Source organism: Enterobacter kobei (assembly GCF_001729765.1).
GTDB lineage: Bacteria > Pseudomonadota > Gammaproteobacteria > Enterobacterales > Enterobacteriaceae > Enterobacter > Enterobacter kobei.
The window spans coordinates 2,119,396-2,144,506 of sequence record NZ_CP017181.1 but is presented as its reverse complement, the minus strand read 5'-3'; the positions used below and the strand labels follow the sequence as shown (position 1 = coordinate 2,144,506).

The 25,111-nt window shown below is 55.1% G+C and carries 24 protein-coding genes and 2 pseudogenes; 15 read left to right on the top strand and 11 right to left on the bottom strand.

Translation table 11 applies throughout. The features are described 5' to 3' along the window. The first annotated feature begins 9 nt into the window (after nucleotides 1-9). The 5 genes from osmY to clcB all read left to right on the top strand — a co-directional run bounded on the left by osmY (nucleotide 10) and on the right by clcB (nucleotide 4,855). Complete coding sequence (osmY, locus tag BFV64_RS10425; protein WP_069602039.1) at nucleotides 10-720, top strand: osmoprotectant ABC transporter permease OsmY; 711 nt, start codon at nucleotides 10-12, stop codon at nucleotides 718-720. Between the two features lie 18 nt (nucleotides 721-738). Beyond that, nucleotides 739-1,638 carry an osmoprotectant ABC transporter substrate-binding protein OsmX gene (gene osmX, locus BFV64_RS10420; protein WP_045282045.1) on the top strand — a complete coding sequence of 300 codons (900 nt, stop codon included), beginning with the start codon at nucleotides 739-741 and terminating at the stop codon, nucleotides 1,636-1,638. Nucleotides 1,639-1,646: 8 nt separating this feature from the next. After that, nucleotides 1,647-2,294: an osmoprotectant ABC transporter permease OsmW gene (gene osmW, locus BFV64_RS10415; RefSeq protein ID WP_069602038.1), complete on the top strand. Its 648-nt coding sequence runs from the start codon at nucleotides 1,647-1,649 to the stop codon at nucleotides 2,292-2,294. Then, nucleotides 2,294-3,442: an osmoprotectant ABC transporter ATP-binding protein OsmV gene (gene osmV / locus BFV64_RS10410; RefSeq protein WP_014883637.1), complete on the top strand. Its 1,149-nt coding sequence runs from the start codon at nucleotides 2,294-2,296 to the stop codon at nucleotides 3,440-3,442. The genes osmW and osmV overlap by 1 nt, the downstream gene beginning before the upstream one ends. A gap of 102 nt (nucleotides 3,443-3,544) precedes the next feature. Next, nucleotides 3,545-4,855, top strand: a complete 1,311-nt coding sequence (gene clcB / locus BFV64_RS10405; protein ID WP_069602037.1) for a voltage-gated ClC-type chloride channel ClcB — start codon at nucleotides 3,545-3,547, stop codon at nucleotides 4,853-4,855. On the opposite strand, the gene bioD is transcribed toward clcB, so the two are convergent. The 3 genes from bioD to BFV64_RS10390 form a co-directional block, all read right to left on the bottom strand. Further along, nucleotides 4,790-5,485, bottom strand: a complete 696-nt coding sequence (gene bioD / locus BFV64_RS10400; protein ID WP_014883635.1) for a dethiobiotin synthase — start codon at nucleotides 5,483-5,485, stop codon at nucleotides 4,790-4,792. The genes clcB and bioD overlap by 66 nt on opposite strands. A 130-nt stretch (nucleotides 5,486-5,615) precedes the next feature. Next, nucleotides 5,616-6,836 carry a sugar metabolism global transcriptional regulator Mlc gene (gene mlc / locus BFV64_RS10395; protein ID WP_023330287.1) on the bottom strand — a complete coding sequence of 407 codons (1,221 nt, stop codon included), beginning with the start codon at nucleotides 6,834-6,836 and terminating at the stop codon, nucleotides 5,616-5,618. A 120-nt stretch (nucleotides 6,837-6,956) separates the two neighbouring features. Then, nucleotides 6,957-7,862: a LysR family transcriptional regulator gene (locus BFV64_RS10390; protein ID WP_014883633.1), complete on the bottom strand. Its 906-nt coding sequence runs from the start codon at nucleotides 7,860-7,862 to the stop codon at nucleotides 6,957-6,959. A 121-nt stretch (nucleotides 7,863-7,983) separates the two neighbouring features. Between BFV64_RS10390 and BFV64_RS10385 the strand changes: the two genes are divergently transcribed. After that, nucleotides 7,984-9,237: an MFS transporter gene (locus BFV64_RS10385; RefSeq protein WP_063308646.1), complete on the top strand. Its 1,254-nt coding sequence runs from the start codon at nucleotides 7,984-7,986 to the stop codon at nucleotides 9,235-9,237. A 75-nt stretch (nucleotides 9,238-9,312) separates the two neighbouring features. On the opposite strand, the gene BFV64_RS10380 is transcribed toward BFV64_RS10385, so the two are convergent. The 3 genes from BFV64_RS10380 to BFV64_RS10370 form a co-directional block, all read right to left on the bottom strand. Continuing rightward, nucleotides 9,313-10,704, bottom strand: coding sequence for an APC family permease (locus tag BFV64_RS10380; protein ID WP_014883631.1), 1,392 nt, complete (start codon nucleotides 10,702-10,704; stop codon nucleotides 9,313-9,315). Continuing rightward, entirely contained in the window at nucleotides 10,694-10,879 is a 186-nt protein-coding gene (locus BFV64_RS26130; RefSeq protein ID WP_418251745.1) for a YmjE family protein, read from the bottom strand. Before BFV64_RS26130 ends, BFV64_RS10380 begins: the two co-directional genes overlap by 11 nt. 181 nt (nucleotides 10,880-11,060) lie before the next feature. Continuing rightward, nucleotides 11,061-12,479 carry a glutamine synthetase family protein gene (locus tag BFV64_RS10370; protein WP_069602036.1) on the bottom strand — a complete coding sequence of 473 codons (1,419 nt, stop codon included), beginning with the start codon at nucleotides 12,477-12,479 and terminating at the stop codon, nucleotides 11,061-11,063. A gap of 214 nt (nucleotides 12,480-12,693) precedes the next feature. On the opposite strand from BFV64_RS10370, the pseudogene puuD reads away from it, so the two are divergent. The 6 genes and pseudogenes from puuD (at nucleotide 12,694) to BFV64_RS10340 (ending at nucleotide 19,873) form a co-directional block, all read left to right on the top strand. Then, a pseudogene (gene puuD / locus BFV64_RS10365) lies at nucleotides 12,694-13,457 on the top strand (gamma-glutamyl-gamma-aminobutyrate hydrolase). A gap of 25 nt (nucleotides 13,458-13,482) precedes the next feature. Beyond that, nucleotides 13,483-14,040: an HTH-type transcriptional regulator PuuR gene (gene puuR / locus BFV64_RS10360; RefSeq protein ID WP_013096835.1), complete on the top strand. Its 558-nt coding sequence runs from the start codon at nucleotides 13,483-13,485 to the stop codon at nucleotides 14,038-14,040. Between the two features lie 155 nt (nucleotides 14,041-14,195). Next, nucleotides 14,196-15,689, top strand: coding sequence for an aldehyde dehydrogenase PuuC (gene puuC / locus BFV64_RS10355; protein ID WP_069602034.1), 1,494 nt, complete (start codon nucleotides 14,196-14,198; stop codon nucleotides 15,687-15,689). Then, the gene (locus tag BFV64_RS10350; RefSeq protein ID WP_014883627.1) at nucleotides 15,686-16,966 is read left to right on the top strand and encodes an NAD(P)/FAD-dependent oxidoreductase; all 1,281 of its coding nucleotides are present in this window, start codon (nucleotides 15,686-15,688) and stop codon (nucleotides 16,964-16,966) included. Before puuC ends, BFV64_RS10350 begins: the two co-directional genes overlap by 4 nt. A 25-nt stretch (nucleotides 16,967-16,991) precedes the next feature. After that, nucleotides 16,992-18,262: pseudogene (gene puuE / locus BFV64_RS10345) on the top strand (4-aminobutyrate transaminase). Between the two features lie 123 nt (nucleotides 18,263-18,385). Continuing rightward, nucleotides 18,386-19,873, top strand: coding sequence for a carboxypeptidase M32 (locus BFV64_RS10340; RefSeq protein ID WP_023337212.1), 1,488 nt, complete (start codon nucleotides 18,386-18,388; stop codon nucleotides 19,871-19,873). Nucleotides 19,874-20,114: 241 nt separating this feature from the next. Here BFV64_RS10340 and BFV64_RS25335 read toward each other — a convergent pair whose 3' ends face one another. The 3 genes from BFV64_RS25335 to BFV64_RS10330 all read right to left on the bottom strand — a co-directional run bounded on the left by BFV64_RS25335 (nucleotide 20,115) and on the right by BFV64_RS10330 (nucleotide 22,301). Continuing rightward, entirely contained in the window at nucleotides 20,115-20,912 is a 798-nt protein-coding gene (locus tag BFV64_RS25335) for an HNH endonuclease (protein WP_137984534.1), read from the bottom strand. After that, the gene (locus BFV64_RS10335) at nucleotides 20,912-21,430 is read right to left on the bottom strand and encodes an AAA family ATPase (protein WP_256388738.1); all 519 of its coding nucleotides are present in this window, start codon (nucleotides 21,428-21,430) and stop codon (nucleotides 20,912-20,914) included. The genes BFV64_RS25335 and BFV64_RS10335 overlap by 1 nt, the downstream gene beginning before the upstream one ends. A gap of 173 nt (nucleotides 21,431-21,603) precedes the next feature. Further along, nucleotides 21,604-22,301 (bottom strand): IS1-like element IS1B family transposase gene (locus tag BFV64_RS10330; protein WP_235611130.1). Its coding sequence is split into 2 segments (ribosomal slippage): nucleotides 21,604-22,052 and nucleotides 22,052-22,301, totalling 699 coding nucleotides; the frame shifts between segments, so codons are not numbered across the junction. A 583-nt stretch (nucleotides 22,302-22,884) separates the two neighbouring features. Here BFV64_RS10330 and asr point away from each other — a divergent pair. The 3 genes from asr to BFV64_RS10320 all read left to right on the top strand — a co-directional run bounded on the left by asr (nucleotide 22,885) and on the right by BFV64_RS10320 (nucleotide 24,358). After that, on the top strand, nucleotides 22,885-23,259 hold the full coding sequence (gene asr / locus BFV64_RS10325; RefSeq protein WP_014883624.1) for an acid resistance repetitive basic protein Asr: 375 nt from the start codon (nucleotides 22,885-22,887) through the stop codon (nucleotides 23,257-23,259). A gap of 91 nt (nucleotides 23,260-23,350) precedes the next feature. Beyond that, complete coding sequence (ydgU, locus tag BFV64_RS26185) at nucleotides 23,351-23,434, top strand: small membrane protein YdgU (protein ID WP_086527784.1); 84 nt, start codon at nucleotides 23,351-23,353, stop codon at nucleotides 23,432-23,434. A 102-nt stretch (nucleotides 23,435-23,536) separates the two neighbouring features. After that, nucleotides 23,537-24,358 carry a trypsin-like serine peptidase gene (locus BFV64_RS10320; protein ID WP_045282037.1) on the top strand — a complete coding sequence of 274 codons (822 nt, stop codon included), beginning with the start codon at nucleotides 23,537-23,539 and terminating at the stop codon, nucleotides 24,356-24,358. Between the two features lie 38 nt (nucleotides 24,359-24,396). Here BFV64_RS10320 and mdtI read toward each other — a convergent pair whose 3' ends face one another. Together mdtI and mdtJ are read right to left on the bottom strand one after the other, a co-directional pair. Then, on the bottom strand, nucleotides 24,397-24,726 hold the full coding sequence (gene mdtI, locus BFV64_RS10315) for a multidrug/spermidine efflux SMR transporter subunit MdtI (RefSeq protein ID WP_069602032.1): 330 nt from the start codon (nucleotides 24,724-24,726) through the stop codon (nucleotides 24,397-24,399). Further along, a complete protein-coding gene (mdtJ, locus tag BFV64_RS10310; RefSeq protein WP_014883621.1) occupies nucleotides 24,713-25,075 on the bottom strand; it encodes a multidrug/spermidine efflux SMR transporter subunit MdtJ in 363 nt (120 codons plus the stop codon). Before mdtJ ends, mdtI begins: the two co-directional genes overlap by 14 nt. Between the last annotated feature and the right edge of the window lie 36 nt (nucleotides 25,076-25,111).

Here is a 25,111-nt window from a genome sequence, read left to right as displayed (position 1 = left end):
CACACCGCAATGCACCCATTACTCAAACGTTCGCTGCTGTTTGTTGGCGCGATTATCGTGGTTCTTGCCCTTCTCACCTGGGGGATCGGACTTGAGACAATCAAGGCGCTTCAGGTTGACCTGATTTATCTCGGGCAACAGCACATGATACTGGTTTTCTCGTCGATGTTTTTTGCCCTGCTGGTCGGTATTCCGGCCGGTATCCTGCTGAGCCGCCCGGCCGCGCGGGGTATCGCCGAATATGTGATGCAAATTTTCAACGTGGGTAACACGCTGCCACCGCTGGCCGTGCTGGCCCTGGCGATGGTGGTGATTGGCATCGGCGATACGCCCGCCATCATCGCGCTGTTTCTTGCTTCGCTGCTGCCCATTGTGCGCAATACCTACGCGGGACTGTGTTCCGTTCCGGCCTCGTTACTGGAAGCGGCAAACGGGATCGGGATGACCAAATGGCAGCGTCTGCGTCAGGTTGAATTGCCCAACGCCTGGCCCGTCATGCTCTCCGGGATCCGCATCGCCACCGCCATCAACGTCGGTACCGCGCCGCTGGCATTCCTGATTGGTGCCAGCAGCTACGGTGAGCTGATTTTCCCCGGCATCTACCTGAACGATTTTCCGACCCTGATCCTCGGCGCGGCGGCCACCGCCCTGTTCGCCCTGATCCTCGACACCCTGCTGGCGGCGCTGGGTCGCGTGATGAGCCCCCATCTCGCTCAATAACAATAACAAGGAGCTTTTATGAGACTGTTTTCCGGCCTGACGGCGCTGTGCGCCGCGGCGCTCTTCACCAGCCAGGCAATGGCAGCCCCGCTGATCCTGGCAACCAAAAGCTTTACCGAGCAGCATATTCTCTCGGCAATGACCGTGCAGTATTTACAGAAGAAAGGATTCCATGTACAGCCGCAAACCAATATCGCCACGGTGATTTCCCGTAACGCGATGATCAACAAACAGATCGATATGACCTGGGAGTACACCGGCACGTCATTAATCATCTTTAACCACATCAACAAACGCATGTCGCCGCAGGAGTCTTACGAGACGGTGAAACGCCTGGACGCAAAGCACGGTCTGGTATGGCTTAAACCCGCTGACATGAACAATACCTATGCTTTCGCCATGCAGCGCAAGCGCGCCGAGGCGGAACATATCAACACCATGTCAGAGATGGTGGCGAAGATTGAGCAGATCCGTAAAACCAACCCGGACAAAAACTGGCTGCTGGGCCTGGACCTGGAATTTGCCGGGCGCAGCGACGGCATGAAGCCGCTGCAGGCCGCCTATAACATGACGCTGGACCGCCCGCAGATTCGTCAGATGGACCCGGGACTGGTCTATAACGCGGTGCGCGACGGCTTTGTCGACGCCGGTCTGATTTACACCACCGACGGGCGCGTGAAGGGCTTTGACCTGAAGGTGCTGGAAGATGATAAAGGCTTCTTCCCGAGCTATGCGGTCACTCCGGTGGTGCGTAAAGACACGCTGGAGGCTAATCCGGGTCTGGAAGAGGCGCTCAATACCCTCTCCGCCCAGCTCAACAACGACGTTATCACCGAGCTGAACAAGAAGGTGGATATCGACCATCAGTCACCGCAGCAGGTCGCCCGTGATTTCCTGCGTAGCAAACAGTTGCTGTAGGAGGCGCTATGGATACCGTTCACTACATCCTGGATAACTGGGACTATCTGTTAACCCTGACGCTGCAGCACCTGTGGCTGGTGGCGCTGGCCGTGGGTTTAGCCATCCTCATCGGCGTCCCGCTGGGCGTTCTGATTGTCCGTCATAAATGGCTGGCAACGCCAGTACTGGGCATCGCTACCATCGTGCTGACCATTCCGTCCATCGCCCTGTTTGGTCTGATGATCCCGCTCTTTTCGCTGATCGGTCAGGGTATCGGCGCCCTGCCCGCGATTACGGCGGTGTTTCTCTACTCGCTGCTGCCGATTGTACGTAACACCCATACGGCGCTCGACAGCCTGCCGCCGGGGCTGCGTGAAGCCGGACGGGGCATCGGCATGACCTTCTGGCAGCGTCTGCGCTGGGTGGAAATCCCGATGGCGCTGCCGGTAATTTTCGGTGGGATCCGTACCGCCGTCGTCATGAATATTGGCGTGATGGCGATTGCCGCGGTAATCGGCGCGAGTGGCCTGGGCCTGCTGCTGCTCAATGGTATTGGCGGAAGTGATATTCGCATGTTGATTGCGGGCGCGCTGATGATTTGTCTTTTAGCTATTGTGCTTGACTGGCTGCTGCACCGTTTGCAGGTGGTTCTGACTCCAAAGGGGATTCGATAATGATAAAACTGGAAAACCTCACCAAACACTTTTCACAGAAGCACGGCCAGACCTTTAAGGCCGTCGATAACGTCAACCTGAACGTCCCCGAAGGGGAAATGTGTGTCCTGCTCGGCCCGTCCGGCTGCGGGAAAACCACGACACTGAAGATGATTAACCGCCTTATCACACCCAGCAGCGGAACAATCCTCATTAACGGTGAAGACACCAGCGGGATGGACACGGTGACCCTGCGCCGCAATATTGGCTACGTGATCCAGCAGATTGGCCTGTTCCCGAACATGACTATCGAAGAGAACATCACCGTTGTACCGCGCATGCTGGGCTGGGATAAAGCGCGCTGCAAAACCCGCGCCGAAGAGCTGATGGATATGGTGGCAATGGATCCGCGTAAGTTTCTTAGCCGCTATCCGCGCGAGATGTCCGGCGGCCAGCAGCAGCGTATCGGCGTCATCCGCGCCCTGGCGGCGGATCCTCCGGTACTGCTGATGGATGAACCGTTCGGCGCGGTGGACCCCATCAACCGCGAGGTGATCCAGAACCAGTTCCTGGAGATGCAGCGCAAGCTGAAGAAAACGGTGATGCTGGTCAGCCACGATATTGATGAAGCCCTGAAGCTCGGCGACCGAATCGCAGTCTTCCGTCAGGGGAAAATCGTGCAGTGTGCCAGCCCGGATGAACTGCTGGCAAAACCGGCCAATGAATTTGTCGGCTCGTTTGTTGGTCAGGACAGGACGCTGAAGCGGCTGCTGCTGGTCTCCGCAGGAGACGTCACCGACCAGCAGCCGACCATTACGGCGCGGAGCTCTACGCCGCTTCCTGAAGCCTTTGCCACGATGGACGACAATGATATTCGCGCAATTACCGTGGTCGACGAGCACGGAAAACCGCTCGGCTTTGTGAAACGTCGCGAAGCGCGCAACGCCAGCGGTACCTGTGCCGACATCCTGCATCCGTTCCGCATGACCGGCAAGGCGGAAGACAACCTGCGCGTCGTGTTGTCACGTCTGTATGAAAGCAATACCAGCTGGATGCCGATCGTGGATGAGGACGGGCGTTACAACGGTGAGATTTCGCAGGACTATATTGCCGAGTACCTGAGTTCCGGGCGTACGCGTCGGGCACTGAATATTCATAGCGACAGTTAACCCTTCTGGCCGGGCCTCGCCCGGCGCTTTCGCACGCATACCTTTTGCTAACCCCGCGATTTCCCGCCACAATATTGTATCGTTCCCCTGTAATCGCGACCCATGCAACGTCTTCATGCTTACCCCGACATCCGGGCGATGTTTCGCCGACTGTTGATTGCCACCGTCACCGGCGTGCTGGCGGCGCTGGCCGTTGCGGTGTTTCGTCACAGCATGTACCTGCTGGAGTGGCTGCTTCTCAGCAACGACAGCGGTAGCCTGGTGAATGCCGCCGCATCGCTCTCGTCCTGGCGGCGCGCGCTGACGCCTGCGCTGGGTGGGCTGGCCGCCGGGGTACTGCTCTGGGGATGGCAACGACTGACCGCCCAGCGGCCTCACGCGCCAACCGATTACATGGAGGCGCTGGAGACCGGGGACGGCCAGTTTGATTACGGTGCCAGCCTTGTAAAATCCCTGGCGTCGCTGCTGGTCGTCGCCAGCGGAAGCGCCATCGGGCGCGAAGGGGCCATGATCCTGCTTGCCGCTCTCGCCGCCTCCTTTTTCGCTCGCCGTTTTACGCCCAAATCTGAATGGAAGCTCTGGATCGCCTGTGGCGCCGCGGCCGGGATGTCCAGCGCTTATCATGCCCCCTTAGCCGGAAGCCTGTTTATTGCAGAGATTCTGTTTGGCGCGCTCATGCTGGCCTCACTCGGCCCCGTGGTTATTGCGGCGGTGGTGGCGCTTCTGACCACGCGCGTGCTGGCACCCGGCGCCAGCACGCTCTATGAAGTCCATCTGAGCGGCATACTGACCGCGACAGATTATGCCCTGCTGGTCGCCATGGGTCTGCTGGCAGGTCTTTGCGGACCCCTGTTGATGTGGCTGATGACGTTTAGCCACGGACTGTTTCTGCGTCTCAAACTTTCGCCGCCGTGGCAGCTGGCGCTGGGGGGGGTGATCGTCGGGCTGCTGTCCCTCCTCACGCCGAAGGTATGGGGGAATGGCTACAGCGTGGTTCAGGCTTTTCTGCTCGCCCCGCCGCTGCTGTCGGTGATTGCCGGAGTGTTTATCTGTAAATTGCTGGCGGTACTGGCCAGCAGCGGTTCGGGTGCACCGGGCGGCGTGTTTACGCCCACGCTGTTTGTCGGCATGGCGACGGGGATGCTGTTTGCGCAGCTTTTCGCGCTGTGGTTACCGGGTTCTGAGACGGCAATATTGCTGGGACTGGCGGGAATGGCAACGCTACTTGCTGCGACCACGCATGCGCCCATTATGTCGGCGCTAATGGTCTGTGAAATGACCGGACAGTATGTTTTACTGCCCGGTTTACTGGTCGCCTGTGTGGTGGCGTCCGTGCTGTCGCGAACGTTACGCCACGACTCGATCTACGGCCAACACGCCGCCGAGGGCAGAGAGATCGATGTACTGCGCTAACTCGCGCTGCTCGGCACGAGGCAGATAAGGCAGCTCCCCCACCAGCGGCCCAGGCAGTTTGGCGCTCAGCACGTCGATGATCTCCGCGTAGTGCGCCAGGCCCGGGTTGATACGGTTTGCCACCCAGCCCACCAGCGGCAGGCCGTCATTGGCAATCGCCTGCGCTGTCAGTAGCGCATGGTTGATACACCCTTCCTGGATACCCACCACCATCACCACCGGAAGCTGTTCCTGGACGACCCACTCAGAGAGCGGACGCAAATCATTCATCAGGCTGCGCCAGCCGCCCGTCCCTTCGACCACCACGTGATCAACCTTCTCGCTCAGGTTCGCCAGCCCGTCGGACAGCAGGGGATAATTAATCAGACCGCTGTGCGCCACGCTGCTCTCCTCTTCGCTTAAGGCAATGGGATTGACCGCCTGATAAGGCAGTTCCAGCGACGAGACGCTTTGCAGCACCAGGGCGTCTTTATTACGCAATCCCTCTGGCGTCTCTTTACTCCCTTTTGCGACCGGTTTGTACCCTGCCACGCGTTTACCGCTTGCTGCAAGCGCCTGCAGCAATGCGCGGGATACGACGGTCTTGCCGACAGAGGTATCTGTACCAGTAACAAAGAAACGCTTAAGCATGACTCACTCCACCTCTTGGGTATGCTTCGAAAATATAAACCAGGTAAATAATTCAGTGGAGGAAGTCTACGGGATGCGTGCGCTACCCGGCTTGAGATAGCGCAATTTTTCGTACATCTGCGGAAAAGAGTTAACCCTGTAACAGGCGGATAAGCAGCGAGCCGTTATACATGGCATCTTTGACCAGCGCCGCACCCGCCATGGTGCCCTGGTTAGAGAATTGGGTGCTTTCCACCGCAATATTCTTGCTGTAGGCGGGAAGCGACTGCTGATGGATACAGGCCGAGATCGCCGGAAAGAGGATCTCCGCCGCCTGGCTGAGCGGGGAGCCAATCAGGATTTTTTGCGGGTTAAAGAGGTTCACCATAATCGCCAGGATGCGGCCAACGTTATTCCCCACCCCGGTAATAATATCCTTCGCCAGCAAATCTCCCTGACGCGCGGCGGCGCAGAGGGAATCGACCGTTAAGGGTTGGCCGTGCAGCGAGGAGCTCATGGACTGGCTGAGCCTGACCTGCGCCAGCTCCAGCACGCTTTCTACACTGGCAATAGTCTCCAGGCAGCCATGGTTCCCGCAGTAACAGCGCTTCCCGTATGGGTCGACCTGAGTGTGCCCGATTTCCACCAGGCTGCTGCTCCCGGCGTGAAGAAGACGCCCGTCGGTGATGACACCCGCCCCAACGTTATGGTCGATCACCACCTGAATCACATCACGCGCACCGCGCGACGCGCCAAACAGGGCCTCCGCCATGGTCCAGGCACTGATGTCATGCTGAATATAGACCGGCACGCCGGTATGGTTTTTCAGCACCTCTCCCAGCGGCATCTCTTTGACATCGTCGTAAAACGGCATGCGGTGCACGATGCCGTTTTCGGTATCAATAATGCCCGGCATGGTGATAGCGATTGCCGTTAAGCGTTCCAGCCGCTGCTGATGGCGGATAAAGAAGTTATCGATATGGGAGACAATGGCATCGAGGAGCGATTGTTCCGCGTTGAGCGGCAGCTCAAGCCGATCCTCCACCACCAGTTTGCTGCTCAGATCGCGCAGCGCGAGGAAGATCTCCCCGCGACTGATGCGCAGTGACAGGTAATGCCATGCTTCCGTCTCAACCACCAGCCCGACCGCCGGACGGCCACGGCTGCCCGGCTCCTGAATTTCCGTCTCCTGGACCAGGTGCGCTTCCAGCATTTCACGGACAATCTTGGTGATACTGGCAGGTGCCAGCTGTGCCAGGCGCGAAAGATCGATACGCGAAACCGGACCAAGCTGATCAATCAGGCGGTATACCGCGCCAGCGTTGGTCTGCTTAATCTGATCAATGTGCCCTGGCTGACTATCAGCAACCACCTCGTACTCCCTTATTTTCGAGCTTCGAAATAAACTTTGGGCTATGGTGAAGCACTTCCATAGCTGTCGTCAAATATTTACTTAGCTCTGTGATTTACCGCACATTTTTATCCCTTTTCCCTACCGGTTTTGCCCACCTGAAGCGCTGATTAACTGCTGTTTGAAGCGCTGCGCGGCGTGGCTCTGTTCACGATGTTTTGACCAGACCAGCCACATCTCGGAAACGGCATCCTCTTCGGCGATGGGAACCCAGCGCATTTCGCGCAGTTGTACCCGTTTAAAGGAGGCAGGAAGAATAGAGACCCCCAGTCCGGCGGCGACCAGCCCTATAATGGTCATCGCCTCGCCCACCTCCTGGGTGATAACCGGAGCAAGATCGTAGCGACGCATCAGTCCCAGAATGTCGTCATACAGGCCCGTTCCGACCTGAGGATCAAAAAAGACAAAGGGTTCTTTTGCCAGCTCTGCGAGCGATACCGCCGGACGCGAGGCCAGCGGGTGGTCAAGGGGGATCATAGCCATCAGGGGTTCATGCAGAATCACCTGCCACGCCAGCGTGTCCGGCAGCTGCGTATTCCGCATCAACCCCAAATCCAGTGCGCCTTCATTCAGCGGTGCAATTTGCTCGCGGGTATTAATTTCGCGCGTCTGAATATGCACATCCGGGAAATGGCGGCGGAATGAGGAAAGCGTCTGGGAGACGGCGCTGATAAAGGGCGCGGACGACGTAAACCCGATTCGCAGCTCACCGGCTTCTCCGAGGTAAAGCCGCTCTGCACGGGCGGCGGCGTCATCAACCATGCTCAGGATTTGTCGGCTGTCGGTCAGAAACTGCTTACCCGCCGCCGTCAGGCTCACGCTGCGGTTGGTGCGGGCCAGAAGGCGCGCGCCCACCTGCTGTTCGAGGATTTGAATCTGCTGGCTTAACGGGGGCTGAGAGATATTCAGCCGTGCCGCCGCGCGGCCAAAATGCAGCTCCTCAGCAACGGCGACAAAATAGCGAAGATGACGCAGTTCGATATTCATATTTTTAAAGTATCATTTGAGATAATTAATATATTAGACAGAATATTTACATTTTCCTACCCTGATCGTGTGGTCATACCCGTCACCCGAAATCACGGGGATGTTTAAGCAAGGAAACTGTGTGAGTCGTACAACCTCCATTGATATCTCTCCGGCCAGCGATATCAATGATTTACCCGTAGCATCGCAGCCGGTTCAGTTCATTAAACGTGGTACTCCCCAATTTATGCGCGTTACCCTGGCGCTCTTTTCGGCCGGTCTGGCCACGTTTGCCCTGCTCTACTGCGTTCAGCCGATCCTCCCCGTTCTCTCCCATGAGTTTGGCGTATCGCCCGCCAGCAGCAGCGTTTCGCTCTCGATTTCAACCGCGATGCTGGCAATTGGCCTGCTCTTTACCGGCCCTTTGTCCGACGCCATTGGCCGTAAATCGGTGATGGTCACTGCCCTGATGCTGGCCTCGGTCTGTACGTTGCTCTCGACCATGATGACCAGCTGGCACGGCATTCTGGTGATGCGCGCGCTGATCGGGCTGTCGCTCAGCGGCGTGGCCGCGGTCGGGATGACCTATCTCAGCGAAGAGATCCATCCGAGCTTCGTTGCCTTTTCGATGGGGTTGTACATCAGCGGGAATTCAATTGGCGGCATGAGTGGGCGTCTGCTGAGCGGGGTCTTTACGGACTTCTTTAGCTGGCGTATTGCGCTGGCGGTTATCGGGTGTTTCGCGCTGGCATCTGCACTGATGTTCTGGAAAATCCTGCCGGAATCACGCCATTTCCGCCCGATTTCTCTGCGCCCGAAAACGCTGTTTATTAACTTCCGTTTGCACTGGCGTGATAAAGGGTTGCCGCGCCTGTTCCTGATGGGCTTCCTGCTGATGGGGTCATTCGTCACGTTGTTTAACTATATTGGCTATCGCCTGATGCTTTCGCCGTGGCATCTGAATCAGGCCATGGTCGGTTTGCTTTCTGTGGCTTATCTCACCGGCACGTGGAGTTCGCCAAAAGCCGGGGCGATGACCGCACGCTTCGGCCGCGGGCCGGTCATGCTGGTCTTCACAGCGGTAATGCTGCTCGGCCTGCTGTTGACGCTCTTCTCCTCACTGTGGCTGATTTTTGCCGGGATGCTGCTCTTCTCCGCCGGGTTCTTCGCCGCGCACTCGGTCGCCAGCAGCTGGATTGGCCCGCGCGCGCGTCGAGCCAAAGGACAGGCATCGTCGCTGTACCTGTTTAGCTATTACCTGGGATCCAGCATCGCCGGGACGCTGGGCGGCGTGTTCTGGCATCACTACGGCTGGAACGGCGTGGGCGGGTTTATCGCCCTGATGCTTTGTGCCGCACTGCTGGTGGGGGCAAGTCTTCATCAACGTTTGAGATAATAAACGTGCGGGCTGATGTCCGGTAAGACGCACGAGCGACCTAAACGGCACCAGCGTACTGGTGCCGTTTATCGTTCAGGAATCCCAGGCCTGCTCTATCTTACCGGCTTCAAACTGCGGAGGCGGTTTTCGGAAACGGCGCGTTAGCCATGTCAGGTAAAGGATCCCCAGTGCCGCCCAGATGAGGCCAAGCGTCAGGGACGTCGCTTCGAGGTTTATCCACAGCACGCCGACCGTTACCGCCCCAATAAGCGGCAGCAGGAGATAGTGGAAACGATCTTTCCACGTTTTGTTCAGCCCCTTACGCCGCCAGAAATGGTTGTACACCGAGAGGTTAACAAACGTAAACGCCACCAGTGCGCCAAAGTTGATCAGCGCCGTTGCGGTCACCAGGTCAAAGTACAGCGCCGACAGGGCCACTATCCCCACCATAATGACGTTCAGGGCCGGGGTACGCCATTTCGGATGCACATAACCAAACACCCGCTCCGGAAAGACGTTGTCACGCCCCATCACATACAATAACCGCGAGACGCTGGCGTGCGAGGCCAGACCCGAAGCCAGTGTATTGACAAAGGTGGTACATAAAAACACCGACTGGAAGAGCTTACCGCCCACGTACAGTGCGATTTCCGGCAGCGCGGCATCCGGGTTCTTAAAGCGCGCGATGGTCGGGAAAAAGAGCTGCATGAAGAACGAGGCAATAATGAATATCAGCCCGCCGTACAGCGCGGTCAGGAAAATGGCTTTGGGAATGACCCGTGCCGCGTTTGGCGTCTCTTCCGAAAGCGTGGTAACCGCATCAAAACCGAGGAAAGAGAAGCAGACGATGGTCGCGCCGGTAATAATAGGGATCAGATGTGCGTTCTCGCTGATAAACGGCTGCAGCGACCAGACGGTGCCGACCCCTTCTCCCTTGTGCAAGCCATGCACCACGAGGATGACAAACACCACCATAATCGCGACCTGCACCAGCACAAACAGGGTATTAAAGTTGGCGACCAGGTTAACACTCTTCAGATTCGCCAGCGTCAGGATCGTCACAAACCCCACTACCCAGACCCACGGCGGGACCTCAGGGAACATCGCGGAAAGGTAGATCTTCGCCAGCAGCACGTTGATCATCGGCAGGAAGAGATAGTCCAGCAACGATGACCAGCCGACCATAAAGCCCACGTGGGGTCCAATCGATTTCTGCGTGTAGGTATACGCGGAGCCCGCTTCCGGGAACTGCCGTACCAGTTTACCGTAGCTGATGGCGGTAAACATGACGCCAGCCAGCGCCAGGAGATACGAGGCGGGCACGTGGCCGTTGCTGATACCGGACACAATACCGAAGGTATCAAACACGGTCATGGGGGTGAGGTAAGCCAGCCCCATCATCACCACCTGCCAGAGCTTAAGAGAACTGCGCAGTCGGGTTCTGCCGGCCATGCCCGGCGCGTCAAGAGACGTGTTAGTCGCCATACACCGTCCCCCCCATGCTTACCGTGGTTTGCAATCGCGTTGACCTTAACGCAAACCTGCTTAGCAAAGGGGGAAGTTGTGAAGAACAAACGCGACCGTACCAGCGCACCGTCTCTGGCTCGCATTCACCATGGAAGCCTGACTGGCCCCCTTCGCCCTGCGGATAGTTGAACATCTGCATCATTTCCTACCTCGTCACACAGTGTCGTTAAGAAAGTCCCTGTGCCGCCTGCGCTCCATAACGCGACTCCCGGGAGATAGCTGGCGTGCCAGCGAACAGTTCGGCCAGGCTCCGCGCAGGCCGTATGGTGATACGTATGAGATGAAACAAAGCGGCCCCTTACCGGGGCGCGTTATCAGGCGTTTTTCAGCATCCACTCGATTTCTGTTTCAGTAATCAGGCGTTCAAACTGCAGTAATTCATCATTTTTGCAGGCGTGATACACGTGGCAGAAACGCTCGCCCAGCCGCTCGCGAAGGCGATCGTTTTGCATAAACTCCCACAGCGCATCACTCTGACGAATCGGGAACGGCAGTCCGTCCTGCTCCAGACCATTGCCTTCAACCTCTTCCTGCAGCGGTAAATCGTTATCCAGCCCGTGCAGAATGCCGGCAAAAATCGCCGCCATCACCAGATACGGATTCGCGTCTGCCCCTGCCACCCGGTATTCGACTCGATGGTTATGGCGATCGCCGCAGGGAATACGCAGGGCAACCGTGCGGTTGTTGTGTCCCCATGACGCCTGCGTCGGCACATACATTCCCGGCTGGAAACGGCGGTACGAGTTGACGTTCGGTGCCAGCAGCGCCATGGACGCTGGCATCAGATCGATCATCCCGGCCAGCGCGCGTTTCAGCAGCGCGGAATCCTCGCCGCTGGCGTCCGCGAACACGTTTTCGCCTCTGTTGTTTTGCATACTGATGTGGATATGCATCCCGCTGCCCGCATGCTCTTCATACGGCTTCGCCATAAACGTGGCGTGCATCTTATGTTTTTCTGCCATCTGCCTGACGAGACGTTTTAGCGCCAGCGCATCATCACAGGCATCCAGCACGTTTTCCGTATGGTGCAGATTAATTTCAAACTGACCCGGCGAGGCCTCAGCCACTGCGCCATCGGCGGGGATCAACTGCAGCTGCGCCAGCTCATCAATATCGTTCAGCACGTCAGCAAAGTGGTTGAGATTATCAACCGAGTAGACCTGGCTTTGCGTGTTACGCACGTCGGTGCCCGGCGCGCAGGGTGGCTGCAGATAGCCCTCGGCATCGCGATTCCGATCAAGTAAATAGAACTCCAGCTCTACCGCTACCACGGGGAACAGACCGCGCTGGCGCAACTGCTGCCAGAGCCGGTTGAGTACGTTCCGCGGCTCAACGTCAAAGGGAGCGCCATCTTCATCGACCATGGTGAGCTGCACCTGACCAATGTATTCCGGGTCCGCGGCGGACGGTGTCAGGGTGCCCGGCACCGGCACACAAACACAGTCAGGCTCGCCGAGCTCCTGCCCCAGGCCCGCCTCTTCCACCACGTTACCCAGAATATCCATGGCGAACACCGACGCTGGGAAATAGCAGCCTTTTTCGAGTTTGTTCAGTCCGGCAACCGGAATACGTTTACCGCGAAAACAGCCGTTCAAATCGGTCAGGAGGACATCAATAAACTGGGTGTTCGGATACTGTTCTAAATAGCGCTTCACCTCATGCGTAAAGGCACTGCCCCGCCTCTCATCCGTGTAGTGAACAAAGTTCTCAACTTCTACGATATTGGTTTCCATGATTTACCACCGTTTTTGGGATTTGCGTTCGCTGCTCAGGACTGTCAAATATAATGTCCACCCTATCGAATCTGTATGCAAATAAATTGTTTGTCAAATGTTAAATTAAGTTTGCAAAAGGCAGATCTCGTTGCTAGATTGAGAAAATATTGAACGAAAAGGCCGTTTTACAGGTGAAACTGGCCTAAATTTAGTCCACTTTGTGAGGGCGATCATGGAAAATATAATGAACAAGCCAGTCATTGGCGTGGTGATGTGCAGAAACAGGCTTAAGGGTCATGAGACCCAGACCCTGCAAGAAAAGTACCTGAATGCCATTATCAATGCGGGGGCTTACCCATTGCCTTACCGCATGCGCTGGCAGAGCCAGAGTTGCTTACCACTCTGCTGCCAACCCTGGACGGGATTTACCTGCCGGGCAGCCCAAGTAACGTGCAGCCGCACCTTTATGGTGAAAACGGCGATGAGCCTGACGCCGATCCCGGGCGTGATCTTCTGAGTATGGCGCTGATTGCCGCCGCGCTCGAAAGGCGCATCCCCATTTTCGCCATCTGCCGGGGGCTGCAGGAACTGGTTGTTGCGACGGGAGGGACGCTGTATCGTCGCCTGTTCGAGCAGAATGACCTGCTTGAGCACCGGGAAGATCCTGAACTGCCGGTTGAGCTACAATACGCCCCGTCTCATGAAGTTCAGGTTCAGGAGGGAGGACTGCTGTCTCAATTAATACCAGGCTGTAACACATTTTGGGTAAACTCGTTACACGGGCAAGGTGCACGAACGTTAGGACCACGGCTTCGCGTGGAGGCCCGCTCGACGGACGGGCTGGTTGAAGCGGTCAGCGTGCATGACCATCCTTTTGCCCTCGGCGTGCAATGGCACCCCGAATGGAACAGCAGCGAGTACGCCCTGTCACGTATGTTGTTTGAAGGTTTTATCACCGCCTGTCAAAGCCACATTGCCGAGAAGCAACGACTTTGACCACTACCGTAAAGGAAATGCAACTATGAGCGATGACGGACTGGCGCCAGGGAAACGTCTGTCTGAGATCCGCCAGCAACTGGGTCTCTCGCAGCGGCGTGCCGCCGAACTGTCTGGGTTAACACACAGTGCCATCAGCACCATCGAGCAGGATAAAGTCAGTCCTGCCATCAGTACGCTTCAGAAGCTGCTGAAAGTCTATGGGCTGTCGCTCTCGGAATTCTTTTCGGAACCGGAAAAACCTGATGAACCGCAGGTGGTTATTAATCAGGAAGACCTTATCGAAATAGGCAGTCAGGGGGTTTCGATGAAGCTGGTTCACAACGGAAATCCGAACCGTACGCTGGCGATGATTTTTGAAACTTACCAGCCTGGAACCACGACCGGAGAGAGGATCAAACATCAGGGTGAGGAGATTGGTACGATACTGGAAGGTGAAATTGTGCTGACCATTAATGGCCAGCCTTATCACCTGGTTGCGGGGCAAAGCTATGCCATTAATACCGGCATACCGCACAGCTTCAGCAATACCTCGGCAGGCATCTGCCGCATTATCAGTGCCCACACCCCCACCACGTTCTGATGACCACTCAGCCCCGGCGTAAAGACTTACGCCGGGGCAAATAAAAACGATCAATGTCGGCATTTTACGGGTTAATCCCCGGGATGCCTCACGGCTTCGTATTGCCTGAAACGGCCATGCCTTTATTTATCTGATTGCGAAAGAAAGGAGTGAATATGCATTTTCAGCACCTGACTTACTGGCAGGATAAAGCAAAAAACAGTGCCATTGAGACCCGGTTATTTATTAACGGTGCCTATTGTGACGCCGCCGATAAGGCCACGTTTGAAACCGTCAACCCCGCTACACGTCAGACGCTGGCGAATGTGGCCCGGGGCAAGCAGGCGGACGTAGACCTCGCGGTTCAGGCTGCGCGTGAGGTATTTGACCGTGGCGACTGGTCGCAGGCGTCACCGGCGCAGCGCAAATACGTTCTCAATAAGTTCGCCGATTTGATGGAACGCCACGGCGAAGAGCTGGCCTTACTGGAAACCCTGGACACCGGTAAACCCATCCGCCACAGCCTGCGCGACGATATTCCCGGCGCGGCGCGCGCCATTCGCTGGTACGCCGAAGCGGCGGATAAAGTCTACGGCGAAGTGGCGCCTACGGGGCCGGACGCGCTGGCGATGATTGTGCGCGAGCCGATCGGGGTTGTCGCCGCCATCGTTCCCTGGAACTTCCCGCTGCTGCTGGCCTGCTGGAAGCTGGGCCCGGCGCTGATCGCGGGCAATAGCGTGGTATTGAAACCGTCCGAAAAATCGCCCCTCACCGCCCTGCGGCTGGCCGGGCTGGCGAAAGAGGCGGGCCTGCCGGACGGCGTGCTGAATGTGATAAGCGGTTACGGCCACGAAGCGGGCCAGGCACTGGCCCTGCATCCGGACGTTGAGGTGCTGACGTTTACCGGCTCTACCCGTACCGGCAAGCAGCTGTTGAAGGACGCAGGCGAAAGCAACATGAAGCGCGTCTGGGTGGAGGCTGGCGGCAAGAGCGCCAACATTGTCTTTGCCGACTGTCCGGACCTGGACAAGGCCGTGAGCGCGACCGCCGCCGGGATTTTTTATAACCAGGGGCAAGTGTGTATCGCCGGGACCCGCCTGCTGCTTGAGGAGAGCATCGCCGATGACTTTCTGGCAAAGCTGAAAGTGCAGGCCCGCCACTGGCAGCCGGGCGATCCGCTCGATCCCGACAGCACGATGGGAATGCTCATCGACGCCGCGCACGCCGATACCGTTCACACGTTTATTCGCGAGGGCGCCCGGAAAGGTACGCTGCTGCTGGACGGGCGGGCACAATCCTGGCCTTCTGCGGTAGGTCCAACCATTTTTGTCGACATCGACCCTGCCTCCCCGCTGTGCCGGGAAGAGATTTTCGGGCCTGTTCTGGTCGTCACCCGTTTTAAAACCGAAGAGGAAGCCTTAACGCTGGCCAACGACAGTGAATATGGGCTTGGCGCGGCGGTATGGACACGCGACCTCTCCCGCGCACACCGCATGAGCCGTCGCCTGAAAGCAGGCTCGGTCTTCGTCAATAACTATAACGACGGGGATATGACCGTACCGTTTGGTGGCTATAAGCAGAGCGGCAACGGCCGCGATAAGTCTCTGCACGCGCTGGAAAAATTTACCGAACTGAAAACCATCTGGATTGCCCTGGAGCCTCAATCATGACCGAACATACCACCAGCTATTATGCGGCCAGCGCGAACGCTTACGAACCATTCCCGACGCTTAGCGAATCAATCAGCTGTGACGTGTGCGTGGTAGGCGGCGGCTATACCGGCCTCTCCTCCGCACTGCATCTCGCTGAAATGGGCTACGACGTGGTACTCCTTGAAGGGGCGCGCATCGGCTTCGGTGCCAGCGGACGCAACGGCGGCCAGCTTGTTAACTCCTACAGCCGCGATATTGACGTGATTGAGAAAAACTATGGCCCCGATGCTGCCAAAGTCCTTGGGAGCATGATGTTTGAAGGCGGGGAAATCATCCGGGAGCGTATTCAGCGCTATCAGATCCAGTGCGACTATCGTCCCGGCGGGCTGTTTGTTGCCCTGAACCATAAGCAGCTGGAGACGCTGGAAGAGCAAAAAGCCAACTGGGAACGCTACGGCAACACGCAGCTGGAGTTGCTGGATGCCAGCGCGATCCGCCGGGAAGTCGACAGCGAACGCTATACCGGCGCGCTGCTGGACCGCAGCGGGGGACATATTCATCCGCTCAACCTGGCGATCGGCGAAGCGGACGCTATTCGCCTTAACGGCGGGCGGGTGTATGAACAATCCCCGGTAACCGCCATTCAGCACACCAGCCCGGCCGTGGTAAGCACGCAGCATGGTCAGGTGACGGCCCGCTATGTGATCGTCGCCGGAAATGCCTATCTGGGCGATAAGGTCGAACCAGAACTGGCAAAACGCAGCATGCCCTGCGGCACCCAGGTGGTGACCACCGCCCCGCTGCCGGAAGAGGTCGTCCGCACGCTAATCCCCAATAACTACTGTGTTGAAGATTGCAACTACCTGCTGGACTACTACCGGCTCACCGCCGACAACCGCCTGCTGTACGGCGGTGGCGTAGTCTATGGCGCGCGCGATCCGGACGATGTCGAGCGTCTGGTGATGCCAAAGCTGCTGAAAACCTTCCCTCAGCTGGCAGGGGTCAAAATCGACTACCGCTGGACGGGCAACTTCCTGCTGACCCTGTCGCGCATGCCGCAGTTTGGTCGTCTGGATAAAAACATCTACTACATGCAGGGCTACAGCGGCCACGGCGTGACCTGCACCCACCTGGCCGGACGGCTGATTTCGGAACTGCTGCGCGGTGACGCAGAGCGCTTTGATGCGTTTGCCAACCTCCCGCACTACCCCTTCCCGGGCGGTCGCAGCCTGCGGATTCCATTTACGGCGATGGGCGCGGCGTATTACAGCCTGCGCGATCGTCTTGGCGTTTGATCATTTCGACAAAAGGGTATCTGACATGAGTAACCAGGAATTTCATCAGCGCAGACTTTCGGCCACCCCGCGCGGCGTAGGCGTAATGTGTAATTTCTTTGCCCGCACGGCGGAGAATGCCACGCTTACCGACGTGGAAGGCAATGACTATATTGATTTCGCCGCCGGGATCGCGGTACTGAATACCGGCCATCGTCATCCTGAAATGGTGGCCGCAGTGGAAAAACAGCTGCACCAGTTCACCCACACGGCCTACCAGATTGTGCCATATGAAAGCTACGTTTCCCTGGCCGAAAAACTTAACGAGCTGGCCCCGGTACAGGGCCCGGCTAAAACCGCGTTCTTCACGACGGGCGCGGAAGCGGTGGAAAATGCCATTAAAATCGCCCGGGCCCACACCGGCAGGCCTGGCGTGATTGCCTTTGGGGGAGGTTTTCACGGCCGAACCTATATGACCATGGCGTTAACCGGCAAGGTCGCGCCTTATAAGCTGGGATTTGGCCCCTTCCCCGGGTCCGTTTATCACGTACCGTATCCCTCCGAGCTGCACGGCATCACGACGCAGGATGCCATCACGGCGATAGAGCGCCTGTTCAAAGCAGATATTGAGGCGAAACAGGTAGCGGCGATTATTTTTGAACCTATTCAGGGTGAAGGCGGATTCAACGTCGCGCCGCCAGAGCTGGTGGCCGCCATCCGCCGCATCTGTGATGAGCACGGGATCGTGATGATTGCCGATGAAGTGCAGAGCGGTTTCGCCCGTACCGGTAAGCTGTTTGCCATGGACCACTACGCTGACAAGCCTGACCTGATGACGATGGCCAAAAGCCTGGCTGGCGGAATGCCGCTGTCCGGCGTGGTGGGCCGCGCTGAGATCATGGATGCACCAGCCCCCGGTGGACTCGGGGAACCTATGCAGGCAATCCGCTTGCGGTGGCCGCCGCGCACGCGGTGCTGAATATTATCGACAACGAGTCACTGTGCGCGCGCGCCTGTCACCTGGGCGATCGACTGAGCGCCACGCTGGAGGAGATTCAGGGCACCTTCCCTGCGCTCGTGGCGATAAGAGGAAGAGGATCGATGATTGCGGCAGAGTTTTTTGATCCCGAGAGCCGTGAACCGTCGGCCGCCATCGCGCAGGCGATTCAGCAAAAGGCACTTTCCCGGGGCCTTCTGTTACTGATCTGTGGCCAGTACGGAAACGTGATCCGCTTCCTTTATCCGTTGACCATTCCGGATGCCCAGTTCACCCAGGCGCTGGCGATCCTGCAACAGGTTATGCGTGATAAGGCATAAGTGCCCACTGAGAACCGTCTCCCGGACTTCCGGAAGACGGTTTCCACGGAGGAAATGTTGGGGAATTTGGCCTGTTTCATTGTATGCTCCCTGAAACACATCCCTGGCAAGAGGAAATAAGAATTGCAAAATCCATCCGCCTATCAGTCACTTGTGAAAACCTTCCAGCGCCTCTCCCGCTTCTCGCATCTCTCCTCCATCGCCAGCTGGGACATGTTTACCATGATGCCGCCCGGCGGCAGTGCCGCGCGCGGTGAAGCGCTGGCGGAAATGAGCGTCCTGCAGCACCAGCTCCTTACCGATAAAAAAGTGGGCGAATGGCTGACCGCAGCGGCAGAGGAAGATCTGAATGACGTCGAACAGGCTAACCTGCGTGAAATGACGCGCCACTACCAGCAGGCGACCCTGCTGCCGGAATCGCTGGTTGAAGCCAAATCGCTGGCGGGCAGCAAGTGTGAGCACGCCTGGCGTACTCAGCGTCCCGCTAACGACTGGCAGGGTTTTTCCGCCAATCTAAAAGACGTCGTCAAACTCAGCCGTGAAGAAGCCCGTCTTCGCGCCGAGGCCAAAGGCTGTACCCCGTACGATGCCCTGCTGGATATTTTCGAACCGGACATGACCAGCGCGCGCTTGGACGTGCTGTTTGGTGATATGAAAACCTGGCTGCCGGACCTGCTGGCGAACGTGGTGGAAAAACAGGCTCAGCGGTCGTTCGTCCCGCCACAAGGCCCTTTCCCGACGGCTACCCAGCGTGAACTCGGACTGGAAGCCATGAAGATGCTCGGCTTCGATTTTAACGGCGGTCGTCTGGACGTCAGTGCCCACCCGTTCTGCGGCGGCGTGCCGGAAGATGTGCGTATCACCACGCGCTATGACGAGGACGAGCTGCTCAGCGCGCTGTTTGGCGTGATCCACGAAACCGGACACGCGCGCTACGAGCAAAACCTGCCGCGAGCCTGGGCAGGACAACCCGTGGCGCTGGCGCGTTCAACCGCCATCCACGAATCTCAGAGCCTGTTTTTTGAAATGCAGCTGGGACGCAGCGAGGCTTTCCTGAAGCATCTGCTCCCTGCCGTTCACGCCCGCTTTGGTAGCCAGGCCGCCTTCAGCGAAGAGAACTTTATCGCCTGGAACCAGCGCGTGAAGCCAGGTTACATCCGCGTTGATGCAGACGAAGTGAGCTACCCGGCCCACGTGGTGCTGCGCTATGAAATTGAGCGTGCGCTGATTAACGGCGAGATCGAGGTGGACGATATTCCCGCCCTGTGGGATGAAAAAATGCAGGCCTGGCTCGGGTTATCAACCAAAGACAACTATCGCAACGGCTGTATGCAGGATATCCACTGGACCGACGGTGGGTTTGGTTATTTCCCGTCATACACGCTGGGCGCTATGTATGCTGCACAGTTGTTCCATGCCGCAAAAACCGCCCTGCCGGGGCTACAGGCCTCTATCGCCGAGGGCGATTTTTCGGCCCTGTTTGAGTGGCTGCGTCAGAACATCTGGCAGCACGGCAGCCGCTTCAGCACGTCGCAATTAATCACCCAGGCGACGGGCGAAGATCTGAATATCCGCTACTTCCGCGAACATCTCACCTCGCGCTATTTGTAATCTATTTGGCCGGGGGAACCCGGCGTAATTCAAATCACATTCTCATTTAGATTTTATGATTAATGGAGAGTATAGTTAAAAAATTAATGTTAATTAAATATACTTACCAACACCATCTTCAAAAAATCTTGAATAGTTTATTATTAAGATTTATATTTCTATCTCATCAATAACAATACTCTCGCGTGCCTCGTGATGCTCTGGACATAAAGAATTGAAGTACGTTAAGGCATTTTCATTATCAATGATATCCTTTATATAATGCAACCTTCCAATTATCATGAGTCCTATCTCCATTTTCTCTAATGCGCATTTTAAACGATTCCTTAATATCATTCACATTTTTCTTTTGAATCTTAAGCCAGTGAGATGTCGTTTTTGAGCAATATCTCAAAACTCTATCTTTCACATCTAAACTTTTTAAATGTAGTTGAATTCTACTTTTCTCTTCCGGCGTAACATTAGAAATAATAAGACATCTTACATCATAGCTAAAACGACCATCTTCAAAATTGACAATGATTTTAAAACCTACCCTTGAAATCAAATCAAAAAAAATAGGATGTATATACATTGCACTTCGTTTTTCTGTGCTGTAATATTTCTCCCCTTTTATCGGGGCACATTCTCTACATTGCGGTACAAGGTTGTCTGGGTAAATACTAAATTCAGACCAGAGATCTTTAGGGATGAAATGATCTAAGGTATCAGGTGATTTAGGATTTCCGCAATACGGACATTCATTTAAACCATGATCTCTACGCCTGGTGGACATTAGTGCGGCCAAGTCTTTTGGGGGTGTTTCATAATAATCTATCATCAGCATTTTTCCAGGACTTACAACCCCCCAACTGGAAGAAAAAATACCAGGAGGTAAAGAAGTTTCAAAATTGGATATCAATGTATCATATATCTGATATGCTGTAATAATCCTTGGTTTTAATAAATTAAACTCATTAATATTTTTTTTCTTGCAGCCATTTACCGACTCAACCCATGTTGTATCATTAGTTAATTTATCGTGAAACAAAAATTTCATCAAATTGGCTCCATTTTGATATACTCGTCATCTTCATTTTCATCATTTTTATATGGAAGTTTTGATGTCAAATATGCCAATGCTTCATCACCAAGGTTCTCCGAATATTTATCCAGCACCTCATTCAGATCTTCTTTTTTTAATAGTTCCTCTAACTCTATTTCATATGGCCTATCCTGAAAATAATCGTCAAAAACTTCGCCAACAATTGCATCCAATGACTCACCATAAGTTTCTATTCGTGGCATATCATTTTTCGTTACTCCGGCTTTCTCTCGCAATATTTTGACTCCACTCCTAACTACTTCTCGAGCCATAACTGCAGAATGTGTAGCTATAATTGCGTAAGATGACGAATCTTTTAAAAGACTCTTCAGCATCTTAATTAATCCCATCTCCAATGTTGGGTGAAGATAAAGCTCCGGATCATCGAGAATTAATAAACTTTCATCCTTCATTTCAGAAACGATAGCAGGTATCATATAAGCGTACATTAATTGCCCAGAGCTTAAATGAATAGGTTTACCCTGCCTTATAATTTCAAAACCTTTTTTGGAATCTATCTTCTTTAATATCTTACGCTTTTCTTTAGAGTCTTTATTTAAAATAACCTCCTCGCCAGAATCAGTCCATAACCTAAAACTATCAAAATTTATAGCTAATGATAGAGTTTCTAGGTAATGACTCCAACTTATTGATAATGTTTTATGTTCAGATAATGCCCGATGACTTTGTCATGCAGCTCCACCGATTTTGAGAACGACAGCGACTTCCGTCCCAGCCGTGCCAGGTGCTGCCTCAGATTCAGGTTATGCCGCTCAATTCGCTGCGTATATCGCTTGCTGATTACGTGCAGCTTTCCCTTCAGGCGGGATTCATACAGCGGCCAGCCATCCGTCATCCATATCACCACGTCAAAGGGTGACAGCAGGCTCATAAGACGCCCCAGCGTCGCCATAGTGCGTTCACCGAATACGTGCGCAACAACCGTCTTCCGGAGCCTGTCATACGCGTAAAACAGCCAGCGCTGGCGCGATTTATCCCCGACGTATCCCCACTGTTCGTCCATTTCCGCGCAGACGATGACGTCACTGCCCGGCTGTATGCGCGAGGTTACCGACTGCGGCCTGAGTTTTTTAAATGGCGGAAAATCGTGTTGAGGCCAACGCCCATAATGCGGGCGGTTGCCCGGCATCCAACGCCATTCATGGCCATATCAATGATTTTCTGGTGCGTACCGGGTTGAGAAGCGGTGTAAGTGAACTGCAGTTGCCATGTTTTACGGCAGTGAGAGCAGAGATAGCGCTGATGTCCGGCAGTGCTTTTGCCGTTACGCACCACCCCGTCAGTAGCTGAACAGGAGGGACAGCTGATAGAAACAGAAGCCACTGGAGCACCTCAAAAACACCATCATACACTAAATCAGTAAGTTGGCAGCATCACCTATTTTTCTGCCCGATTTCTCGCCAAATTATCAATCAGTAGTACGCACCAGTTTTGCTGTTACGCGCACTTCGACTTTTACTTGACAGCCTCAACATGCTCAGTTACATCACTTAGTTTATCTCTCTGTACTCCGGCGTCTTTTTTGGAATGTTTTGTTTTCCCGGTGCGTGCGCTCCCCCCTTCTCTTACTCCTACTGCCACTCTGTGCCCTATCTCGCCCTTAGCGGTCACTCTCTTTTAAATCGTATAAAAGGCCATTCAGCGTTCTTTTTTGGAGTACTAAGATGGATCTACCCCTAGTATACGTCAATAAATATACAATAATAGTGGTGATTAACTCTGGCAAGGGCATGAAGTCCTTATCTATGCTATTGATTATAATTGGTAATTTACTTTTGGCGGAAAATGTACATATGGTTACACGCCGATACCAATCACTCACGGAAACCTCGAATTTACAGGGATATAGTTATTTCAACGGCCCCGCAGTGGGGTTAAATGAAAAACCAAATTCGAGGGTATGAACATGAAAAAAGTATTAGCTCTGGTTGTTGCCGCTGCTATGGGTCTGTCTTCTGCTGCGTTTGCTGCTGAAACCACTGCTGCACCAGCGGCCGCTGCGCCAACTGCAACGACCACTGCTGCGCCAGCAAAAACTGTACATCATAAAAAACACCACAAAGCCGCTAAACCTGCTGCAGAGCAGAAAGCGCAGGCCGCTAAAAAGCACCACAAAAAAGCCGCTAAACCTGCTGTAGAGCAGAAAGCCCAGGCCGCTAAAAAGCACCATAAAAAAGCCGCTAAACCTGCTGTAGAGCAGAAAGCCCAGGCCGCTAAAAAGCATCACAAAAAAGCAGTAAAACACGAAGCTGCTAAACCAGCTGCTCAGCCAGCTGCGTAAGGTACAAGCTTAACCGTGCCCTTCGGGGCACGTTGGTAAACCGGCGCTGAACCGGAAAAGGTTCTGCGCCGTTTTTTTATCCGGAGGGCGTATGCTGCGACGCTATCGGTTTGAGCTCATTCTGTTCCTGCTTATTTTATGCGCGCTCATCGCAAGCCATTTTTATCTTTCCTGATTGTAGCACGCTGATTTTACTCCCACTTTCGTGCTGTCCCGTCTATAGTATTTTCATAGGGTTCACTTTTAATAATCATAATTACCCCCACCAGAGTGTGATATGCGTAAATCTGTTGTGTTGTTGCTGGGAACGTTTGGTCTTTTTTCTGGATTTTCACAGGCGGATGATGGCGGCGATGACGCCATTAGCGCGAAAGAGCTTAAGACGCTTTTTTTCGGTCATGACGATCGTACTCGCGTCACCGACCCAACACAGGCCCCCTGGGATGCTATTGGACAACTGGAAACCGCCAGCGGCAACCTGTGCACCGCGACGTTGGTCACCCCGCAATTAGCCCTGACGGCAGGCCACTGCCTGTTGACGCCCCCTAACGGAAAGCCAGACAAAGCGGTAGCCTTACGGTTTGTGTCGCAAAAAGGTGTCTGGCGCTACGAAATCCACGGCATCGAAGGCCGGGTTGATCCTTCTCTGGGTAAACGACTGAAACCGGATGGTGATGGCTGGATAGTGCCGCCCGCGGCAGCGTCATGGGATTTTGGCCTGATCATTCTGCGCTACCCGCCTTCAGGCATTACGCCACTGCCGTTATTCGACGGAGATAAAGCGGCGCTCACCGCCGCGCTGAAAGCCGCCGACCGTAAGGTCACGCAGTCAGGCTACCCGGTCGATCATCTGGATGCGCTTTACACCCATACCGACTGTGTTGTAACGGGCTGGGCACAAACCAGCGTGCTGTCGCACCAGTGCGATACGTTACCGGGTGACAGTGGTTCGCCCTTGATGCTGAAAACCGATAACGGCTGGCAATTGATTGGTGTTCAAAGCTCCGCTCCGGCGGCGAAAGACCGATGGCGAGCCGATAACCGGGCCCTATCCGTCACCGGTTTTCGCGATAAGCTGGAAGCGCTGGCTCAAGAGTAAGCCAGCGCGGCTGCGGGAGAAAAAGGGGTAACGGGTTATCAGGCGAGTTTTATCATGACCATACCCGCCAGCAGCAATATCAGTCCTATCCAGCCTTTGTTATTTAACCGCTGGCCGAACAGTACCCAACCGGCGGCAAGGGTGGCGGCGATACCAAAACCGCCCCACAGCGCATAGGCCACCGAAAGATCGATACCTTTGACCGCCTGCGACAGAGCGCTGAACGCCCCCAGAACCGCGGCTATCGACATCAGGCCATAGACTTTACGACGAAAACCGTCGGAGAATTTCAGCAGAACGTTGGCGACAATTTCCAGCACGATGGCGAAACCCAGCCAGGCCGCATGAACCCATTCAAACTGTTGCATGGTTCTGCTCCTTCTGCTGTTTGGTCGGTTTACGGGTACCTGATTTAATCAGCACAATACCCGCGACCAGCGTCGTTAATCCGGCGACTTTCATTGTTGTTAATGTTTCGTCAAATATCAGGACGCTGAAGAGCGTAATCAATAAAATACCGATCCCTTCCCACAGCGCATACGCCACACCCAGCGCAATTTTTTTCACCGCAAATGAGAGGAAAATATAGGAGAGTGAAATCATCACCAGCATTAAAATAAAACCGGTATTGCCATCGCTGACGCTCGCCCACTTCATCGACAGCGTGCCGGTAATCTCAGCGATAATAGCCAGAGCGAGTAAAATCCAGTAAAACATGTTTTTCTCCTGCTTGAGAATATAATCCATCGTGGC

What these genes read in the sequence shown, in the direction of transcription:
- osmY (WP_069602039.1), top strand. Translation starts at nt 10, where the DNA reads ATGCACCCATTACTCAAACGTTCGCTGCTGTTTGTTGGCGCGATTATC.
- osmX (WP_045282045.1), top strand. Translation starts at nt 739, where the DNA reads ATGAGACTGTTTTCCGGCCTGACGGCGCTGTGCGCCGCGGCGCTCTTC.
- osmW (WP_069602038.1), top strand. Translation starts at nt 1,647, where the DNA reads ATGGATACCGTTCACTACATCCTGGATAACTGGGACTATCTGTTAACC.
- osmV (WP_014883637.1), top strand. Translation starts at nt 2,294, where the DNA reads ATGATAAAACTGGAAAACCTCACCAAACACTTTTCACAGAAGCACGGC.
- clcB (WP_069602037.1), top strand. Translation starts at nt 3,545, where the DNA reads ATGCAACGTCTTCATGCTTACCCCGACATCCGGGCGATGTTTCGCCGA.
- bioD (WP_014883635.1), bottom strand. Translation starts at nt 5,485, where the DNA reads ATGCTTAAGCGTTTCTTTGTTACTGGTACAGATACCTCTGTCGGCAAG.
- BFV64_RS10390 (WP_014883633.1), bottom strand. Translation starts at nt 7,862, where the DNA reads ATGAATATCGAACTGCGTCATCTTCGCTATTTTGTCGCCGTTGCTGAG.
- BFV64_RS10380 (WP_014883631.1), bottom strand. Translation starts at nt 10,704, where the DNA reads ATGGCGACTAACACGTCTCTTGACGCGCCGGGCATGGCCGGCAGAACC.
- BFV64_RS26130 (WP_418251745.1), bottom strand. Translation starts at nt 10,879, where the DNA reads ATGTTCAACTATCCGCAGGGCGAAGGGGGCCAGTCAGGCTTCCATGGT.
- BFV64_RS10370 (WP_069602036.1), bottom strand. Translation starts at nt 12,479, where the DNA reads ATGGAAACCAATATCGTAGAAGTTGAGAACTTTGTTCACTACACGGAT.
- puuR (WP_013096835.1), top strand. Translation starts at nt 13,483, where the DNA reads ATGAGCGATGACGGACTGGCGCCAGGGAAACGTCTGTCTGAGATCCGC.
- puuC (WP_069602034.1), top strand. Translation starts at nt 14,196, where the DNA reads ATGCATTTTCAGCACCTGACTTACTGGCAGGATAAAGCAAAAAACAGT.
- BFV64_RS10350 (WP_014883627.1), top strand. Translation starts at nt 15,686, where the DNA reads ATGACCGAACATACCACCAGCTATTATGCGGCCAGCGCGAACGCTTAC.
- BFV64_RS25335 (WP_137984534.1), bottom strand. Translation starts at nt 20,912, where the DNA reads ATGAAATTTTTGTTTCACGATAAATTAACTAATGATACAACATGGGTT.
- asr (WP_014883624.1), top strand. Translation starts at nt 22,885, where the DNA reads ATGAAAAAAGTATTAGCTCTGGTTGTTGCCGCTGCTATGGGTCTGTCT.
- ydgU (WP_086527784.1), top strand. Translation starts at nt 23,351, where the DNA reads ATGCTGCGACGCTATCGGTTTGAGCTCATTCTGTTCCTGCTTATTTTA.
- BFV64_RS10320 (WP_045282037.1), top strand. Translation starts at nt 23,537, where the DNA reads ATGCGTAAATCTGTTGTGTTGTTGCTGGGAACGTTTGGTCTTTTTTCT.
- mdtI (WP_069602032.1), bottom strand. Translation starts at nt 24,726, where the DNA reads ATGCAACAGTTTGAATGGGTTCATGCGGCCTGGCTGGGTTTCGCCATC.
- mdtJ (WP_014883621.1), bottom strand. Translation starts at nt 25,075, where the DNA reads ATGTTTTACTGGATTTTACTCGCTCTGGCTATTATCGCTGAGATTACC.